Raw genomic sequence first — 17,427 nt, 5'->3', positions numbered from 1 at the left:
TGGGTCAGAGGGCGCGGATGATGTCCTCGACGCGGTCCTTGGCGTCGCCGAAGAGCATCTGGGTGTTCTCGCGGAAGAACAGGGGGTTCTGCACCCCGGCGTAGCCGGTGGCCATGGAGCGTTTGAACACGATGACGTGGGCGGCTTCCCACACCCGCAGGACGGGCATCCCGGCGATCGGGGAGGTGGGATCCTCCGCGGCGGCGGGGTTGACGGTGTCGTTGGCGCCGATGACGAGGACGACGTCGGTGTCGGCGAGGTCGTCGTTGACCTCGTCCATCTCCAGGACGATGTCGTAGGGGACGTGGGCCTCGGCGAGCAGGACGTTCATGTGCCCGGGCAGGCGCCCGGCGACGGGGTGGATCCCGAACCTGACGTCGACGCCGCGTTCACGCAGCTTCGCGGTGAGGTCGGCGACGGGGTACTGCGCCTGCGCCACGGCCATCCCGTACCCGGGGGTGATGAGGACCGAGCGGGCGCTGGTGAGGAGCTCGGCCGCGCCCTCGGCGGTGACCTCGCGGTGCTCGCCGTAGTCGACGTCGGCCGACACCGTGCCGCCCTCGACCCCGAAGCCGCCGGCGATGACCGAGAGGAACGAGCGGTTCATCGCGCGGCACATGATGTAGGACAGGTAGGCACCGGAGGAGCCGACGAGGGCGCCGGTGATGATGAGCAGGTCGTTGCCGAGGAGGAAGCCCGCGGCGGCGGCCGCCCAGCCGGAGTAGCTGTTGAGCATCGACACCACGACGGGCATGTCGCCGCCGCCGATCGAGGCCACGAGGTGCCACCCCAGTGCGAGGGCGACGAGGGTGACCACGCCCAGGACGGTGGCGCGCACCGCGACCGCGTCCGCAGGGAGCAGGACGTAGACGACGGTGAGGACGACGAACGCGACGATCGCGCCGAGGTTGAGCCAGTTGCGCCCGGGCAGCATGAGCGGGGCGGACCTGATCCGCGCCGACAGCTTCAGGAACGCCACGATCGAGCCGGTGAACGTGACCGCGCCGATGAAGACGCCGACCATGACCTCGACGTCGTGGATCGCCGGGTACGCGGTGGTCTCGTAGGAGGAGTTCCACCCGACGAGGACCGCGGCGAGCCCGACGAAGGAGTGCAGCATCGCGATGAGCTCGGGCATGCCGGTCATCTCGACCTTCTTGGCCCGGTCCAGGCCGATGACCGCGCCGATCGCCATCGCGACCACGACCAGAGCGAGCCCGGCCCAGCCCGAGCCCTCGCGGTCGACCCCGCCGGCGCCGGCGTCGACCCCGCCGGTCGCGGCCAGGACGGTGACCACGAGCGCGATCGCCATCCCGGCGATGCCGAAGCGGTTGCCGTTGCGTGCGGTCTCGTGCCGCGACAGCCCGGCGAGGGCGAGGATGAACAGCAGCCCCGCGACGATGTAGGCGCCCTGGACCAGGGTGAGGGAGAGCGTCATCGGGTGGCCCCCTCGCGGCGGAACATCTGCAGCATCCGCGCGGTGACCCGGAACCCGCCGAACACGTTGACGCTCGCGACGAGGATCGCCACGAACGCCAGCGCCGACACCGCGAGCGAGTCGTGCCCGACCTGCAGCAGCGCCCCGACGACGATGATCCCGCTGATCGCGTTGGTCACCGACATCAGCGGGGTGTGCAAAGCGTGGTGGACGTTGCCGATGACGTAGAACCCGACGACGACCGAGAGCATGAACACCATGAAGTGCCCGAGGAAGGGCGCCGGCGCGAACGCCGCGACGAGGAGGAAGACCGCGGCGCCCGCGACCGCGAGGCCGAGCCGGCGCTGCGGGGTCAGCCACGGCTGCCTCGGCTCCGGGGGTGGGGCGGGCTCCACGGCCGTCCCGGCCGCGGGTGCGGCGGACACCTGCACCGGCGGCGGCGGCCAGAGCACCTCGCCGTCGCGCACGACCGTCATCCCGCGCTGGACGACGTCGTCGAGGTCGAGGACGAGCTCGCCGTCCTTGCCGGGGGTGAGGAGCTTGAGCAGGTTCACCAGGTTCGTGCCGAACATCTGGCTCGCCTGGGTGGGCAGCCGCCCCGGGAGGTCGGTGTATCCCAGGATCGTCACCCCGTTCGCGGTCACGACCTTCTGCCCGGCCACGGTGCCGGCGACGTTGCCGCCGTTGGCTGCGGCCATGTCGACCACGACCGAGCCGGGCTTCATCGACGCCACCATCGACTCGGTGAACAGGCGCGGCGCGGGACGGCCCGGGATGAGGGCCGTGGTGATGACGATGTCGACGTCGGCCGCCTGCTCGGCGTACAGCGCGGCGGCCTTGGCGTCGAAGTCGGCGCTGGTCTCCCTGGCGTACCCGTCGGCCGAGGGGCCGGTGTCCTCGATGTCGATGCGCAGGAAGTCCGCGCCCATCGACTCCACCTGCTCGGCCACCTCCGCGCGGGCGTCGAAGGCCCGCACGATCGCGCCGAGCGAGCGCGCGGTGCCGATCGCGGCCAGGCCCGCGACGCCGGCCCCGACGACGAGCACCTTGGCCGGGGGGACCTTCCCGGCCGCGGTGACCTGGCCGGTGAAGAACGAGCCGAACTCGTGCGCGGCCTCCACGACCGCGCGGTAGCCGCCGATGTTCGCCATCGACGACAGCACGTCCAGGGACTGGGCGCGGCTGATCCGCGGGACGGCGTCCATGGCGAGCGCCGTGACCCCGCGCGCCGCGAGCGCCTCGACGAGGTCCGGGTTCAGCGCCGGCCCGATGAGCGAGACGACGACCTGGCCCGGTCGCAGCAGCGCCAGCTCGGCCCCGCCGGGCGCGTTGACCTTCAGCAGGACGTCGGCGTTCCAGACGGCCTCGTCGATGACGTCGGCGCCGGCGCGCGCGTAGGCCGTGTCGTCGAAGGAGGCCTTTGCCCCGGCTCCGGACTCCACGAACACCGCGTAGCCGAGGGCGCGCAGCTGCTCGACGGTCTTCGGGGTCGCGGCCACGCGGGTCTCACCCGGCAGCGACTCCCTGGGCACTCCGATGCGCACGGACGATCCTCTCGACGACGTGGGCGGTGGGTCGAACCTAGCGGCTCGACCCATCGCGGCGAGAGGTCACGACACGGTGCTCCCGTCCAGTGGGACGTGCAGGGCGGTCGGCATGGTGCGGAAGCGTTGCCGTCGGGGTCGGTGAGGACGACCCGGACACGGACGTGGGTGGGGACCGTCGCCCTGCCGACGATCCCCACCCACGTCCCGGGTGTGGCCCGGGGGTCAGCCCTCCGTGCGGCGGAACCCGCTGCGCTCGGCGGCTGCCTCGTCGTAGAACCACACGTCGGGCTCGCCGTCGTCGTAACCGGGGTCCCCCGGGGAGCGGAACGTCATCGAGTCGCGGAAGCCCTGGACGGCGTGGTCCAGCGGCTGGGCTCCGTCGTCGAGCACCGCGGCGGACCCGACGCCGAAGCCGCCGTCGCGCAGCTCGTGGAACTCCGAGATGCGCCGAGCGGCCCGCTCACCGGGTCCCTGGTCGGTGCCCGTCGGGAGGTCCTCGGTGCCGGAGGCCGACTGCTCGGCGACCCCGGCGCCGTCCGTCGTGTCGGCGCCGGTCGTGGTGTCGGTGGTGTCCGAGGTGCCGGCGGCGTCGGAGGTGCCCGCGGTGCCGGCCCACGACCCCTCGGTCGTGCTCGAGTCGCCGTCGAGGTCGGACCGCTCCTCCTCGAGGCGCTCGGCGCGGGCCTGGTTCTCCTCGAGGAGCTCGCCCTCGTCGGCCGCCCAGTCGCGCTCGGGCGTGGTGTCGAAGCGGTCCGCGCCCGTGACGGCCGGGGAGTCCTCGGCGGAGGCCGCGACCTCGCCACCCGCCTCGGCCTCGGCGTGCGCCTCGTCACCGAGGGTGTCGTCGTGGGACGCGGTGGACCCCGCCCCGGAGTCGGCACCGGCATCGGCGTCGGCACCGGCACCGGCACCGGCGTCGGCGCCGGCATCCGCACCGGAGTCGTCGGCGTCGGCACCTGCTCGGAGGTCCCCGGCACCCGTGGTGCTGTCGTCGCGCGCGAGCTCGACCGGCGGGCTCTGGTCCTCGGCGAGGACGGGCTCGGTGGAGGCGTAGGCGTCGATGTCACCGATGATCTGCGCACCGTCAGCGGCGTCGGCACCGGCATCCGCACCCGCATCGGCACCTGCGTCGGCGTCCGCACCCGCGTCGGCACCGGCATCCGCACCCGCATCGGCGTCCGCACCCGCGTCGGCACCGGCGACGGAGTCGGAACGAGAGTCGGCACCGGCATGCACACCCGCGTCGCCCCCGGTGTCCGCGGCGGAATCAGCACCGAGGGCCGCCGCGCCTGCGGCGCTGTCGTCGCGCGCGGGCTCGACCGGCGGGCTCTGGTCCTCGGCGAGGACGGGCTCGGTGGAGGCGTACGCGTCGATGTCGCCGATGATCTTCGCGCCGTCGCCGGCGTCGGTGTCGTGCGAGGTCGACGCGCCCCCCTCCGCTCCCCGGCCCTCGGCCACGGCCTCGTCGTCGGCAGACTCGTCAGAGGACCCGTCCTCAGCGGCGCTCGTCGCCGCGGCGGCTCCGGCGGCGCCGGTGCCGAGGGCGGCGGCCGCGGTCCCGCTCGTCCGGGCGGCCTGCGCGTCGCGCTCGGGCTCCGTGTCGGCGGTCGGCGGGCCCCCCCATTCCCCGGACGGTGACTCCGTGTCGCGCGAGAGGTCGGCGGCGGTCTGGTCCTGCACGCGGTTCTCGTCAGCCATACCGGTGCCCATACCCGAGGAGGGAGCCGGGGAAACCGCGGTGGAGCCCGCGCTCTCGGCGTCCACGTCGTCGCGGTAGTCGGCGGCGCTCGCGACCCGCTCGCTGTCCGTCACGTCGGAGGCGGTCCGGGACGGCACCTGCTGCCGGTCGGCGTCCTCGGTGCGCGACCCGCGCTCGTCGCCCCAGGTCGAGGCCCCGACGGCCGCGGCACCCGCAGCAGCGGCGACGGGAGCGGCCGGAGCGGCCCACGCGCCACTCGCCCGCGCCGCCTCGGCCGCCTCGGCCGCCTCGCGCCGCTCGGCCCGCGTGGCCGGCCGGGCGTCATCGGACCACGCGCGCGACGCCTCGGTGCCGGCACCCGCGGCCGGGCCGTCCGCACCGGGGCCGTCCGCCGACTCGTCCGCCACCCGCTCGCCCGCCACCGGCTCGGCCGCCACGGGGGCGAAGGCCGACTCCCCCACATCGGGGTCGATGTCGTCGGCCCGGCGCATCGTCGTCTCGTACTCGCGCCGGGTGGCTTCGGCGGCGGCGCGCTGCTCGGCGGCCTCCTGCTCGAGCCGGGCGGCCTCACGGGCGCGCTCCTCGGCCTCGGCGCGGGCGACCGCGGCACGCTCGTCGGCCTGCTCGGCGAACGCCTGCTGGCCGGTCATCGTCGCACCGATCTCCTCGGCGCGCCCACGCAGCTCGGCCGCCTCCACGCGGTGCTCGTCCCGTTCGGTCGAGCGCCGTCGGAGGAACCAGAGGACCACGAAGGCCACGACGAGCAGGACGAGGAGGAGCAGGAGGAGGCGGGTGGCGTTCATCAGGGATCCTGTTCGTCGGCGGTGCCCGGAGGCGCGTCGCGCCACAACCTACTCCGCGAGATCGCGCCCGGGCGGACCGCATACGGGCGCGGCTCAGAGGCCCAGCTCGGCGACCGTGGCCTCGCGCATCTCGACCTTGCGGACCTTGCCCGTGACCGTCATCGGGAACTCCTCGACGACGCGGACGTACCGCGGGATCTTGAAGTGCGCCAGCTTCCCCGTGGCGAACTCGCGCACCGCCTCGGCGCTCAGCGGCTCGCGCCCGTCCCTCATCCGGACCCAGGCACACAGCTCCTCGCCGTACCTGTCGTCCGGGACGCCGATCACCTGCGCGTCGAGGACGTCGGGGTGGGTGAGGAGGAACTCCTCGATCTCGCGGGGGTAGATGTTCTCGCCGCCGCGGATCACCATGTCCTTGATGCGGCCCGTGATCTGCAGGTAGCCGTCGTCGTCCATGACTGCGATGTCGCCCGTGTGCATCCACCCGTCGACGAGCACCTCGGCCGTCTTCTCGGGCTCCTCCCAGTACCCGAGCATCACCGAGTACCCCCTCGTGCAGAGCTCTCCCGGGGTGCCGCGCGGAACGGTCTCGCCGGTGACGGGGTCGACGACCTTGACCTCCAGGTGCGGGTGCACCGTCCCGACGGTGCCGACCTTGCGCTCGAAGGTGTCGTCGGTGCGGGTCTGCGTCGACACCGGCGAGGTCTCGGTCATGCCGTAGCAGATGGTCATCTCGTCGATGCCGGAGTCGATGAGCTGCGTCATCAGCGAGGCGGGGCACGGCGAGCCGGCCATGATGCCGGTGCGGACGCCGGACAGGTCGTACGAGCCGTGGTCGGGCAGCGCCCACTCAGCGATGAACATCGTGGGGACGCCGTACAGGCTCGTGCACCGCTCCTCCGAGGCCGTGGCGAGGGTCAGCGTCGGGTCGAACCCCGGAGCGGGGACCACCATGCAGGCGCCGTGGGTGAGCGCCGCGAGGTTGCCCATGACCATGCCGAAGCAGTGGTAGAACGGCACCGGGATGCAGATGCGGTCCTCCTCCGTGTAGCGGCACAGCTCACCCACGAGGAACCCGTTGTTGAGGATGTTGCGGTGCGAGAGCGTCGCACCCTTCGGGAATCCCGTTGTCCCCGAGGTGTACTGGATGTTGATGGCGTCATCCGGTGTGAGCTCGCGCTGCACCAGGTGCAGCCGTTCGAGGCTCACCGCGTCGGCGCCCGCGACGAGCTCGTCCCACGACGGCTGCCCGATGACGACCACGTGCTCGAGCGCCGGGGACTCGGCCCGCGACTGCTCGACCATCGCGACGTAGTCCGAGGTCTTGAACGACGCCGCAGTCACGAGGACCCGGATGCCGGCCTGACCGAGGACGTAGGTCAGCTCGTGCGTGCGGTAGGCCGGGTTGATGGTGACGAGGATCGCGCCGACCTTGGCCGTGGCGAGCTGGACGAGAACCCACTCGTGGCAGTTCGGCGCCCAGATCCCGACCCGGTCGCCCTTCTCGACACCCAGGGCGACGAACCCGCGCGCGAGCCGGTCGACCGCCGCCCCGAGCTCAGCCCACGTGAAGCGGACCCCTGCAGCGCGGTCGACGAGGGCGTCGCGGTCGCCGAAGCGTTCGACGGTGGCGTCGAGGCAGTCGCCGATCGTCTGCTCGAGCAGCGGGGGCTCGGTGGGCCCGGCGACGTGGGACGGGGCGGGGTCCGGGGCCGTGGTCATCGAGGGTCCTTCCGGCGACGGGGCGGGGTCCCGACCAGCCAACACGTCCGGCTGACGCGCGGCAACCGGTCCGCTGCCGGGGCCGACGCAACGGTGATGATGGGCGCGTGGGAGTGCGTCAGCGGTACCGAGGCCGGATCGCCGGGGTGGGGTCGTCCTCCGGGGTCCGGGTCGTCGTGGGGTGGTGGGACGAGAGCCCGTTCGGCGCCTTCGCCGACGCGATGGTCGAGACGGCCTCGGGGCACCGGGTGCTGCTCGCGCCGTCGGAGGAGGTCGCCGAGCTGGTCGCCAGCACCTACACCTTCGACGAGGTCCGCCTCGAGCCGGTCGCCGTCGTGCCCCGGCCTTCCGGCGGTGGATGGACGGTGGAGTCGCCCTCCCTGGCCGTGACGGTCGCCCTGGGAGGGCGGACCGCCCTTGGCCGGTGGCTGCGCCTCGTCCCGCCCGGGCTCGCCGGGTCCCCGGCGTTCGCGACCCTGGCCGACCCCGTGGCGCGGGTCGCCCTCCGGGGCGTGCGCACGCGCGGTGTGGCCCGCGCCGGGCGCCGGGAGTACTACGGGGCCACGGACGTCCGGGCCGTCACCGCGCTCGCCGGCACCTTCGACGGGGCCGACCTCGGTGCGCTGCGCCCGGTCGACCCCCCGTGCCGGTTCGGGTTCTCCTCCACCCCGCGGCGCCCCTCGGTCACCGAGGTGACCACGACCATCGTCACCGCCTGAGCCGGATGGACGAGTCGAGTGGCCACGACACGCTGACGGATCGCCCGGAGCATCAGCGCGTCGTGGCCACTCGACAGGCAGGCCGGGTCATCGGGGCTCGGGGGCGCCGTCGGTCCCGTCGGTCCCGTCGATCCGGAGGCCCGAGGGGTCGAGGTGCAGCTCCCGGGCGAAGCGTGTCAAGGTCAGCCGACGCCGGGGTGCCACGTGGACGTCCTCCGCGAAGATCTCGAGGAGCGTCCACCCCTCGGCGGCCGCAAGGGCGACCCGCTGCGCGTCGATGCTCCGGCGTCGACGGTCGGCGTGGTCCTCGCCCTGGTACTCCCCGACGACGCGCTGCGCCCTCCAGACGAGGTCCCCCTCGAGGAGCCATCCGCCCTGGCGGTCGTTCACCTGGCCGTTGACCTCCGGCTCGGGGAACCCGGCACGGTGGAACATCAGCCGTGCGCGGGTCTCCATCGGCGAGCGCACGCCGGCGCGGACGAGGTGCAGGGCGGCCGTGAGGCCCTCCAGGCCCCTCGGCCTCACCCGCGCTGCGAGCCCCCGGGCGAGCCCGGCCACGCCGCCCGGAACCCGGTTCGCCACGGCATCACCCACCACGACGAGGTCGTCCACCCCGAGCCCACGGACCAGAACCTCCCCGAGGTCGACCCAGGTGTCGAGGGGCCCGACGACCCGCACCCCCCGCAGGACGAGCACCTCCCGGCTCTCGAGGCCCCGGTGGCCGATGCACCCCCTCCGGCGGATCCGCGGGCGGTCGGTCGAGCGGATCACGTCGAGGGCCTGCTGGAGCTCGAGCACCCGGGGTAGTGGCAGGCCCAGCAGGGCTGCGGCCGTCACGTGCGAGAAGGCGCAGTCAGGCGGGAGCGCCTTCGCGAAGGCCGCGGCGCGGTTCACGGCTCCGGAGACCGCCGAGGTCGAGCGCACCGACCGGGTGGGGAGGACGAGGTTCCCGTGGCGGAGCCGGGACCGGGGCAGCCCGAGGGAGCGCAGCTCGGAGACCGAGAACGGACCCCGTCGCAGCGCCTCCGGCAGCTCGGGGCCCAGCATCGGGACACCGTGCCGCACGCGCGGGTCTGCCGTGCCGCGTCATCCACAGGGCCCGGGTCGAGTGGCGGCGTCAGGGGTGAGGCGCGGGGGCGGTCAGGGGCGGCGGTGTGCGGGGGCGTCAGGTGCGAGGGGTGATGCGCAGGAGCCTGTCGTCGGACCCGTTGGTCGTCGTGACGTAGAGGGCGCCGTCGGGCCCGAGGCGCGCGGCCCGCAGCCGCCCGTAGCGGTCGTTCGTCTCCTCGGGGACCGACACCTCCGCGAGGGTCCCGTCCTCCTTCAGCGTGAGGACGAGCAGCTTGGCCCCCTTGAGCGCGGTGACGACGAGCGCGCCGTCGAGGCCGCCCCACTGGTCGCCGGAGAGGAACTCGGCGGCACAGATGGCCTGGGTCGTCCGCCCCGACTGCCAGATCGCGGGCACGGCGTCCGGGAACCGCTCGGTGTCGGTCATCGCGACGGACTCGTCGTAGGAGTCGGAGCGGCCACCTCGCGACGGGTCCCATCCGTAGTTGGCGCCGGCCTCGATGCGGTTGACCTCGTCGTTGTTCGACGGGCCGTGCTCGGCGGTGTAGATCTCGCCCGTCCCGGGGCGCACGGTGACACCCTGGATGTTGCGGTGCCCGTAGCTGTACACGTACTTCTCGCGCGCATTCGAGGCCGAGGCGAACGGGTTGTCCGGCAACGGTTTCCCGGTCTCGAGGTGGAGCCGCAGCACCTTGCCGCCGAGGCTGGTGCGGTCCTGCGGATGACGCGCTCGCGCGACGTCGCCGGTGCCGACGAGCAGCGCCCCGTCGGCCGCGAGCGTCGGCCGGCACCCCGAGTGGCGGCCCGACGAGATCGGCAGCCCGGTGAGGAGGTCCCGCACCCGCTCCGCCGACCGTCCGTCGGCGGACAGCCGCCAGGTGACGAGCCGGACGTCCTCGGGCTCACCGCCCTCCTCGTGCGTCTGGCACGTCGTGAACAGCCGCGACGAGGCGAAGTCGGGGTGCACGACCATCCCCATGAGACCGCCCTCGCCAGAGACGTAGACGTCGTCGAGGTCGGCGTCGACCCGCGTGGTGCGCGACCCCGGACGCGTCCCCGAGACGAGCGAGATCCGGCCCGGGCGCTCGGTGACGAGGACCTTCCCGTCGGGGAGGAAGCCGATGTCCCACCCGTGCTCGAACCCCGAGGCCACCTCCTCGACGGCGAGGGCCGGGACCGCGGTGCTCTCCGGCGCCGGGGACGGTGTCGGGGTGGCGGAGGACGAGGTCGAGCCGGTGGACCGCGGCGGCGGCACCTCCCCGGTGTCGGCTTCCGACGAGCACCCGGCGAGGACGGCCGCCGCGACGAGCGCAGCCGTGGCGACGGGGGCGGCGAGGCGGGGTCCCATGCCCCAGTCTCACCCGAGGAGTGCAGGATCGGTTCCGGTGCGACCCTGATCGTGACTCCTTCGCCATCGTCCCCGGCCGACGGCCCCGCGACCACCGACGGGCGCGTGGGTCAGCCGGGATCCGGGGTGCCGAGGTCGGCGACGGCCCGCTCGTAGTCGCGACCGAGGACCTCGAGGTCGGCGCGGTACTCCGCGATCCGGCAGCCGCGGCCGTTCGGCTTGAGGAGGATGCCCTCGCGGGCCCACCGCTCGCGCACCTCGTCGAGCAGGCCCACCGGGAGGTCGCCGGAGGCGTTGGTGACCCGCCACCACGTGACGTTCGACCCGTACAGCCTCATGATCGAGCCGACCTGCCGCGGGCCGATGCCCACGAGCGCCGCGAGGTCGCCGTACGACACGACCGTCCCGCGCGGCACCTGCTCCACCGCCCTCAGCACGCGCTCCACGACGACGTCTTCCACGCGCTCGAGTGTGCCCGAGGTGCGAGGGCGGGTCGCCGGGGGTGGTCAGCCGTGCCCGCACGGACCTACATTCGGCGCAGGCCCGACGGTCGGGCCGGTGGAGGTGGTCGCGATGTCGGTGCCCAGGTCGCTCGCGGTCGTCGGGCTGCTCGTCCTCGGGGTCCTGGCGCTGCCGGTCCTCGCGTCCTTCCTCGACGGGCCCGGCACCGAGAACCTCATCATCCCGGCGGACCTGGTCCTCATGGCCGTCGTCGGGGCGCTCGTCTGGCGCCTCGTGCCCGCCCCCGCCGGTGCCGAGGTTCCCCCGGCCCGGACCGCCCTCGTCGGTGCCGGCATCGGGGTCGCCGCGGCCGCCGTCGGCCTCGTCCTGTTCTTCTTCCTGCTCAGCGGGTTCCGCGGCGCCTGAGCCGCACCTGCCCACGGGACCGCGCGTGGGGGACGCCACGCGAAACACGGCAGCGGTGGCGCGGACGGGCTGCGAGACTGGCGGGCATGCGCCGGATCGTCCAGAGCAAGAAGCTCCAGCACGTCCGTTACGACGTCCGGGGACCGATCCTCGTCGAGGCCCAGCGGCTCGAGGCCGAGGGGCACAAGATCCTCAAGCTCAACATCGGCAACACCGCCCCGTTCGGCTTCGAGGCGCCTGAGGCGATCGTCGCCGACATGGTGCACAACCTCCCCGACAGCCAGGGCTACGCCGACTCGCGCGGCATCTACTCGGCCCGCACGGCCGTCGCGCAGTACTACCAGTCGCACGGGCTGCAGGACACCGGCGTCGACGACGTCTACATCGGCAACGGCGTCTCCGAGCTCATCTCGATGGTGCTCCAGGCATTCGTCGACGACGGCAACGAGGTGCTCGTCCCCGCCCCCGACTACCCGCTGTGGACCGGCGCCGTGTCCCTGTCCGGCGGCACCCCGGTGCACTACCGGTGCGACGAGTCGAACGGGTGGAACCCCGACCTCGAGGACATCGAGTCCAAGATCACCGAGAACACCCACGCGCTCGTCGTCATCAACCCGAACAACCCCACGGGGGCCGTCTACTCGGAGGAGACGGTTCGCGCCCTCGTCGACATCGCGCGGCGGCACCGGCTCGTCCTCATGGCCGACGAGATCTACGAGAAGATCCTCTTCGACGACGCCGTCCACCACCACGTCGCGACCTTCGCCGGCGACGACGTCCTCTGCCTCACCTTCAGCGGGCTGTCGAAGGCGTACCGCGTCTGCGGGTACCGCGCCGGCTGGGTCATGGTCAGCGGGCCGAAGCACCTCGCCGAGGACTTCCTCGAAGGCCTGACCCTCCTGTCGAACATGCGGATGTGCGCGAACGTCCCTGCGCAGCACGGGATCCAGACCGCCCTCGGCGGCTACCAGTCCGTGCAGGAGCTCATCGGGCCCGGCGGCCGCTTCCGCGAGCAGAGCAAGCTCGCCTCGAGGTTGCTCAACGAGATCCCGGGCGTCTCGTGCGTCGAGCCGATGGGTGCGCTCTACTGCTTCCCGCGCCTCGACCCCGAGGTCTACCCGATCGAGAGCGACGAGGCGTTCGTCATCGACCTGCTGCGCGCGAAGAAGATCCTCGTCACCCACGGCACCGGCTTCAACTGGTTCGAGCCCGACCACTTTCGCCTCGTCACGCTGCCCGACACCGAGACGCTGACCGAGGCGATCGGTCGGATCGCCGACTACCTCGAGACGCTGCGGGACTGACGACCCGATGGCGTCCGGTCGCCCCACGCCGGTCGACCCGGCCGTCCTCGGCGCCGTGGCGGCGGGTGGCGTCGTCGGCTCGCTCGGCCGGTGGGCGGTGGGTCTGTCGCTCCCCCACGACGCCGGGGCCTTCCCGTGGGCGACCTTCGTCGTCAACGTCAGCGGTGCCCTGGCGATGGGGCTCCTCGTCGCGTTCCTCGTCGGGCGCCCGGGCACCCACCGGCTGGCACGGCCCTTCGTCGGCGTCGGCGTCCTCGGGGGGTGGACGACCTTCTCGGCCCTCGCCGTCGAGGCCGTCACGCTGGCGGAGGGCGAGCACGTCCAGACCGCGGTGGCCTACGTCGCGGCGACCTTCCTCGTCGGCACGCTCGCCGTCGGTGCCGGGCTGGCGGCCGGCCGGAGGGTGTGGGTCCCGTGACGGCCGTCGACGCCCTCCTCGTCGCCCTCGGTGCCGCCGTGGGCGCGCCCCTGCGCCTCCTGGCCAACCACCTCGCCCACGAGCGCCTCGGCACCACCCCGGTCGTCGGCACCCTCACCGTCAACGTCATCGGGTCCGCCGTCCTCGGCGCGCTGGCGGGTGCGGCGGTCGAGGGAGCGCCGCTCGCGCTCGTCGGGACGGGGTTCTGCGGTGCGCTCACGACGTTCTCGACCCTCGCCCTCGAGCTCTGGGACGCGTTCGAGGACGACCGTCCCGTCGAGGCGGCCGCGGTCACCGGGCTCTCCGTCGTCCTCGGCATCGGCGCCGCGGCCCTCGGCTGGTGGCTCGTGCCGGGATGACGCGGAGCCGTACCGACATCGTCCGATAGGTCGATCTCGGGACGCCGGCCCTCGGGTGGGCCCTTGCGGGTCGAGGCGCCCGGCTAGGCGCCGGGGAGCCACTCGAGGAGCTTGGCCCGCACGTCCGCCCGCCCGAAGAACGAGCTGTGGTCGACACCCTCGGACGCCGGGATGACGAACGGGTCGGCGACGGGGAAGCCCTTCGCCCCGGCGACCGTCCACCCGTCGGTCGGCACGACGAGGTCGTTCGCGACCGACCCGAAGACGACGTCGGTGCCCCTGTCGCGGGCGATCCGACCCAGGCCCGACCCGGGCGGTGGCTCGAAGTCCGCGGCGATGACGCGGTAGGTCGCCGACGAGCCCGGGGTGTCGTTGAAGGCCTTGAGGTCCTCCCCCGACGGGTTCATCGACATCAGCCCCGGCATGCCCTTGGTCGCACCGACGGCGAGCTGCTTGACGATGGTGAGGACGAGGCCGAGGGCGTCGCCGAACCCGCTGCTCGGGATGAACTGGGCGAGGTTGGTGATGCGGTCGAGGTAGGCGCCCAGGTGGTCCGGGTCGGCGAGCGCGGTCCCGGCGTTCGGCGGCGCGACCATGACGAGGTTGCGGACGGTGAGCCGCCCGTCGAGGCCCAGCTCGGGGCCGCGCTCGGCCAGGGCGCGACCCACGAGGCCGCCGCGCGAGTGGGTGACGACGTCCACGGTGAGGTGCACGCCGTCGGGGACGACCGAGGCGAACCACTCGACGTTGTCGTTGGGGCTCACGGACACGGTGTGGTGGTCGAACGCGAACACCCTTCCGCCGTACCGCCGGTCGAGCTCGGCCACGGTGTCGTCACCGAGGGCCGCGAAGGCGCTGTCGGCCATCGCGAAGGTGCCGTGCACGAAGAGGAGGGCGGGACCCGCCGCCAGCCGGGCCCAGGCGGCGTCGTCGACGCCGTCGACCGCGCGGGCGCGGTGGGTCGCCGGGTCGAAGGGCCGCACGAGCATCCGGCGGTGCTTGGACTCCCACGACGACGACAGCCGCTTGCCCACCACCCCGAGCACCGGGTCGACGAGAGGGAAGACGAGGACCTTGAGGACCTTGGTCCCGAGGGCGCCGAGCAGCCCGCGCTGCCCGCCCTCGGCCGCCTCGGGTGCGACGACCGCGCGCGGCACCCGGTAGGTGCGCCGCGCCCCGCCGCGCTGGGCGACCTCGTCGGTGGGGACGTCGTCGGGCAGGTGCCAGGTCAGCGAGCCGTCCTCGGCCTTGTAGAGCAGGACCTGCCCGTTGCCCTCGCCGGGTGCGGGGACCTCCACGACGATCTCGCTGCCGCCACCGGACGCGCGCGTCCCCCCGGCGTCGTCGAGCTCGCCGGGCCCGGTGATCTCGACCGTGAGCTGCTCGCTCATCCCGGCCTCCGCCACCGCCTCGAGGAAGTCGCCCGACGCGTCCTCGGCGGCCCGCATCCCGGGGCTCGCGGGCGGGTGGACCTCGGCGGTGCCGGTGAGGCCCGGCGTCGTGAGCGTCACCTCCCCGATCGTGACGGCGAGTCCCTCGGGGCTCAGCTGCTCGGCCATGGCGTCCTCCTGCGTGGCGGTCGTGCGGTGGGTGTGGGCGGGTCGGGTGGGGCGGGTCGGTTCCGTGGTCGGTCAGCCGGTGCCGGCGCGCGTCAGCCGCAGGCGGGGGTGGGCGAGGAGCTGGAAGGCGACGAGGGTGGCCGTGACGCCGGGCGTGCCGGCCGTGACGGCCTCCTCGGTGTAGCGGGCCCGGATCCGGCGGACGACCTCGGCGACGGGCAGCGGGTCGGCGGCGGTGAGGGCGTGCGCGTACACCTCGTCGGCGACGCTCGCGGCCACGTCGTCGTCGACGTTCCACAGGGGGGCGAGCACCGCCCCCGCACCGATCTTCAGCAAGGTGGCCGCGAACCCGCCGTAGGAGCCCAGGACCTCCTTGTTCGCCCCCACCTGGCAGGCGTTGAGGAAGACGAAGGGGCCGCGGTCGAGCCGGCCGTTCTCGACCTGCACCGGCGTGAGGAACAGCTTCGTCGGCGCGGCGCCGTCCTGGCGCTTCACGAGGACGATGCCCTCCTGGTTCCCCGTCGCGTCGAACATGCCGTGCAGCGCCACGTGGAGGACGTCCGCCGGCGGGGTGCCGCGCAGCAGCGCGACGACGGCCGCGAGGTCGGGCGCGACGCGGGAGGCCGCCGGGGTGAACAGCCCGGCGACGCGGTCGGCCTCGGCGGTGGCGGCCTCGAGGACGCTGACACCCGTGACCCCCGTGTAGTCGGCCGTCACGACCGCTCCGTGCTCGACGGTCACCTCCGCGCGCGGCACCGGCCTCGGCACGCGGTCGGTGAGCAGCCAGCGCGAGATCGCGACGTGGGCGCCGAGGAACGGGGAGGTCCCGCCCCAGGGGGTCTCGAGGTCCAGGTGGGCGATCTCCCACGGGACGATGAGCTCCTCGGTGAGGAGGAGGACGGTCGGCGCCGTGGTCCGTCCCGGCTCGGTCACGAGGGCCCGGATCGTCGCCGCGATGCCCGGCGGGACCGCCTCCCCGATCCGGTGCGCGCGCCCGGCGAGGTCGAGGTAGTCGGAGTAGCGGTCGGTGGAGAACTGGATGCCGCGCCGCGTGTCGAGCGCGAAGGCCGTGGTCTCCTCCCCGATCGTCGCGGCGTTGGGTGCGTCGGGCACGGGCAGGTCGCCCCCGCCGGCGTAGGCCGTCCACACCCAGGTGCCCGAGCCCCGCTCGGAGGCGACGACCCCGAGGACGAGGTCGGGGGCCGCCACGCCGAGGAGCGGTGAGAGGTCGAGGAGCTCGGCGTCGCGGGGACGGGGGACGACGGCGTCCTCGACCGCCCCCTCGTCGTCGACGGCGACGAACGAGCGCCATGCGACGCCGACGAGCTGGCCCTCCGCGAGGTAGTGGACCCCGATCCGGCGGGTCGCGGGCGCCTGCTCGAGCCACTGCGCGGTGAACGTCACGTCGACCGTCGGGTACGGCTCGTCCGCCGTGACCGTGAGCGTGTGCCGGGTCGCACCCTCCGGGACGAGCGAGGCGGGGTCGTAGACGAGGACGACGTCGACCGGGCCGCCCACCCTCATCGGCCCCGTCCTCACGAGCCCGGGCGAGGGCCGGGGAGCCAGCCCGACCGTGACGGTGAAGGGCCGCTCGACGACGACGACGTCCGTGCGTCCTGTGTCGGAGGCGATGTCGAGGCGCGGGTGGGCGGGTCGCCCCTCCCCGGCGTGGCCGCTGCGGGTCACGACCGGCTCGTCGTCGCCGGTGCCGGGCGCCGGTGCCGGCGGCGCCGGCGGTGCCGACGGCGCCGGTGGGGAGAGCGGCAACGGGGGCGGCGACATCCCCGGGGCGGGCGGGGGTGGCGGCGGGGGTTCGGCACCCGCCGTCGGCGGCGCGCCCTCGAGGTCGTCCGGCGGCGGCGCGGACGTCAGGTGCTCGCGGGGCTCGCGGACTCGGGCGACCAGCTCGAGCAGGTCGGCGACCGCGGCCGGGTCGGCCCCGGCACGCACCGCCTCGGTGAGCCCGCGGACCAGCCGGTCGGTCGGGGCGGTCGCCAGGACGACGGCGACGGGCTCGACGAGGTCCGCTGCGGTGGAGGCGATCCGCACCAGCCGGTCGACGGGGAGGCGAGCCGGGTCGAGCATCGGGGCGAGGCGCACCGCCGCGGCCGCCAGGGCGGCGCGCTCGTCGCCGGACGCCGCCTCCGCCTGCTCGAGGACGTGGCGGACGAGGTCGCCCGCGGCCACGGCGGGAAGGGGACCCAGGTCGTCCTCGGAGGCGTCCTCGAGGGCGACCGCGAGCCGGGCGCCGGTGAGGGCCCGCAACAGCTCGGCCCGCCGGATCGACCGCTCGGTCGCGCCGACGCCGGCGCTGCCGCGGAGGGACGGGCCAGCCGTGTCGCGGGCCTCCCGGGCCAGCCGCGCGAGGAGGACCCCGCCCACGTCGGTGCGGCGGTCGCCCGCGGCGGCGAGCGTGGCCCGCTGCTCCGGCGTCAGTCCCAAGCGCGCGAGCCCGGCCAGCAGTTGCTCACCCGTCGGCCCGCCGTCGGGCGCGACCGCCTCGACGAGCTCCGTCCACGCCTCACCGGCCATGTGCAGCCTCCTCGCCCCCGAGGAGCACGGCGCCCCGGGACTGA

Annotated in this window: 14 protein-coding genes; 5 read left to right on the top strand and 9 right to left on the bottom strand. The window is 74.1% G+C overall.

Annotated elements, in window-relative coordinates; translation table 11 throughout:
• Positions 1 to 4: 4 nt before the first annotated feature.
• The 4 genes from pntB to ACK8HX_RS07065 form a co-directional block, all read right to left on the bottom strand.
• Positions 5 to 1,438: a Re/Si-specific NAD(P)(+) transhydrogenase subunit beta gene (gene pntB, locus ACK8HX_RS07080; RefSeq protein ID WP_411939975.1), complete on the bottom strand. Its 1,434-nt coding sequence runs from the start codon at positions 1,436 to 1,438 to the stop codon at positions 5 to 7.
• Positions 1,435 to 2,982: a Re/Si-specific NAD(P)(+) transhydrogenase subunit alpha gene (locus ACK8HX_RS07075; RefSeq protein WP_411939974.1), complete on the bottom strand. Its 1,548-nt coding sequence runs from the start codon at positions 2,980 to 2,982 to the stop codon at positions 1,435 to 1,437. The genes pntB and ACK8HX_RS07075 overlap by 4 nt, the downstream gene beginning before the upstream one ends.
• Positions 2,983 to 3,207: 225 nt before the next feature.
• Complete coding sequence (locus ACK8HX_RS07070; RefSeq protein ID WP_411939973.1) at positions 3,208 to 5,487, bottom strand: sunset domain-containing protein; 2,280 nt, start codon at positions 5,485 to 5,487, stop codon at positions 3,208 to 3,210.
• A gap of 93 nt (positions 5,488 to 5,580) precedes the next feature.
• Positions 5,581 to 7,209, bottom strand: a complete 1,629-nt coding sequence (locus ACK8HX_RS07065; protein ID WP_411939972.1) for an AMP-binding protein — start codon at positions 7,207 to 7,209, stop codon at positions 5,581 to 5,583.
• A gap of 107 nt (positions 7,210 to 7,316) precedes the next feature.
• On the opposite strand from ACK8HX_RS07065, the gene ACK8HX_RS07060 reads away from it, so the two are divergent.
• Positions 7,317 to 7,928, top strand: a complete 612-nt coding sequence (locus tag ACK8HX_RS07060; protein ID WP_411939971.1) for a hypothetical protein — start codon at positions 7,317 to 7,319, stop codon at positions 7,926 to 7,928.
• An 87-nt stretch (positions 7,929 to 8,015) separates the two neighbouring features.
• On the opposite strand, the gene ACK8HX_RS07055 is transcribed toward ACK8HX_RS07060, so the two are convergent.
• From ACK8HX_RS07055 to ACK8HX_RS07045, 3 genes are all read right to left on the bottom strand, one after another.
• Complete coding sequence (locus ACK8HX_RS07055) at positions 8,016 to 8,975, bottom strand: hypothetical protein (RefSeq protein WP_411939970.1); 960 nt, start codon at positions 8,973 to 8,975, stop codon at positions 8,016 to 8,018.
• Between the two features lie 118 nt (positions 8,976 to 9,093).
• On the bottom strand, positions 9,094 to 10,344 hold the full coding sequence (locus tag ACK8HX_RS07050) for a PQQ-dependent sugar dehydrogenase (protein ID WP_411939969.1): 1,251 nt from the start codon (positions 10,342 to 10,344) through the stop codon (positions 9,094 to 9,096).
• Positions 10,345 to 10,454: 110 nt separating this feature from the next.
• Positions 10,455 to 10,805 (bottom strand): MGMT family protein, encoded by a 351-nt coding sequence (locus ACK8HX_RS07045; protein ID WP_411939968.1) that lies wholly within the window; start codon positions 10,803 to 10,805, stop codon positions 10,455 to 10,457.
• Between the two features lie 112 nt (positions 10,806 to 10,917).
• Here ACK8HX_RS07045 and ACK8HX_RS07040 point away from each other — a divergent pair, with 112 nt between their 5' ends.
• The 4 genes from ACK8HX_RS07040 to ACK8HX_RS07025 all read left to right on the top strand — a co-directional run bounded on the left by ACK8HX_RS07040 (position 10,918) and on the right by ACK8HX_RS07025 (position 13,292).
• Positions 10,918 to 11,211, top strand: coding sequence for a hypothetical protein (locus tag ACK8HX_RS07040; RefSeq protein WP_411939967.1), 294 nt, complete (start codon positions 10,918 to 10,920; stop codon positions 11,209 to 11,211).
• Positions 11,212 to 11,297: 86 nt separating this feature from the next.
• Positions 11,298 to 12,515, top strand: coding sequence for a pyridoxal phosphate-dependent aminotransferase (locus tag ACK8HX_RS07035; RefSeq protein ID WP_411939966.1), 1,218 nt, complete (start codon positions 11,298 to 11,300; stop codon positions 12,513 to 12,515).
• 7 nt (positions 12,516 to 12,522) lie between these two features.
• Positions 12,523 to 12,933, top strand: coding sequence for a fluoride efflux transporter FluC (locus tag ACK8HX_RS07030; RefSeq protein ID WP_411939965.1), 411 nt, complete (start codon positions 12,523 to 12,525; stop codon positions 12,931 to 12,933).
• Complete coding sequence (locus ACK8HX_RS07025; protein ID WP_411939964.1) at positions 12,930 to 13,292, top strand: fluoride efflux transporter FluC; 363 nt, start codon at positions 12,930 to 12,932, stop codon at positions 13,290 to 13,292. Before ACK8HX_RS07030 ends, ACK8HX_RS07025 begins: the two co-directional genes overlap by 4 nt.
• Before the next feature lie 83 nt (positions 13,293 to 13,375).
• Here ACK8HX_RS07025 and ACK8HX_RS07020 read toward each other — a convergent pair whose 3' ends face one another.
• Both ACK8HX_RS07020 and ACK8HX_RS07015 read right to left on the bottom strand, forming a co-directional pair.
• Positions 13,376 to 14,851, bottom strand: coding sequence for an esterase/lipase family protein (locus ACK8HX_RS07020; RefSeq protein ID WP_411939963.1), 1,476 nt, complete (start codon positions 14,849 to 14,851; stop codon positions 13,376 to 13,378).
• Between the two features lie 72 nt (positions 14,852 to 14,923).
• Complete coding sequence (locus tag ACK8HX_RS07015; RefSeq protein WP_411939962.1) at positions 14,924 to 17,383, bottom strand: CHAT domain-containing protein; 2,460 nt, start codon at positions 17,381 to 17,383, stop codon at positions 14,924 to 14,926.
• Positions 17,384 to 17,427: the final 44 nt, after the last annotated feature.

The organism is Oryzobacter faecalis (assembly GCF_046764005.1).
In the GTDB taxonomy this organism is placed as follows: domain Bacteria; phylum Actinomycetota; class Actinomycetes; order Actinomycetales; family Dermatophilaceae; genus Oryzobacter; species Oryzobacter faecalis.
Note: the sequence above shows the minus strand (reverse complement) of the source record. Positions and strands in the feature narration are given on the sequence as shown.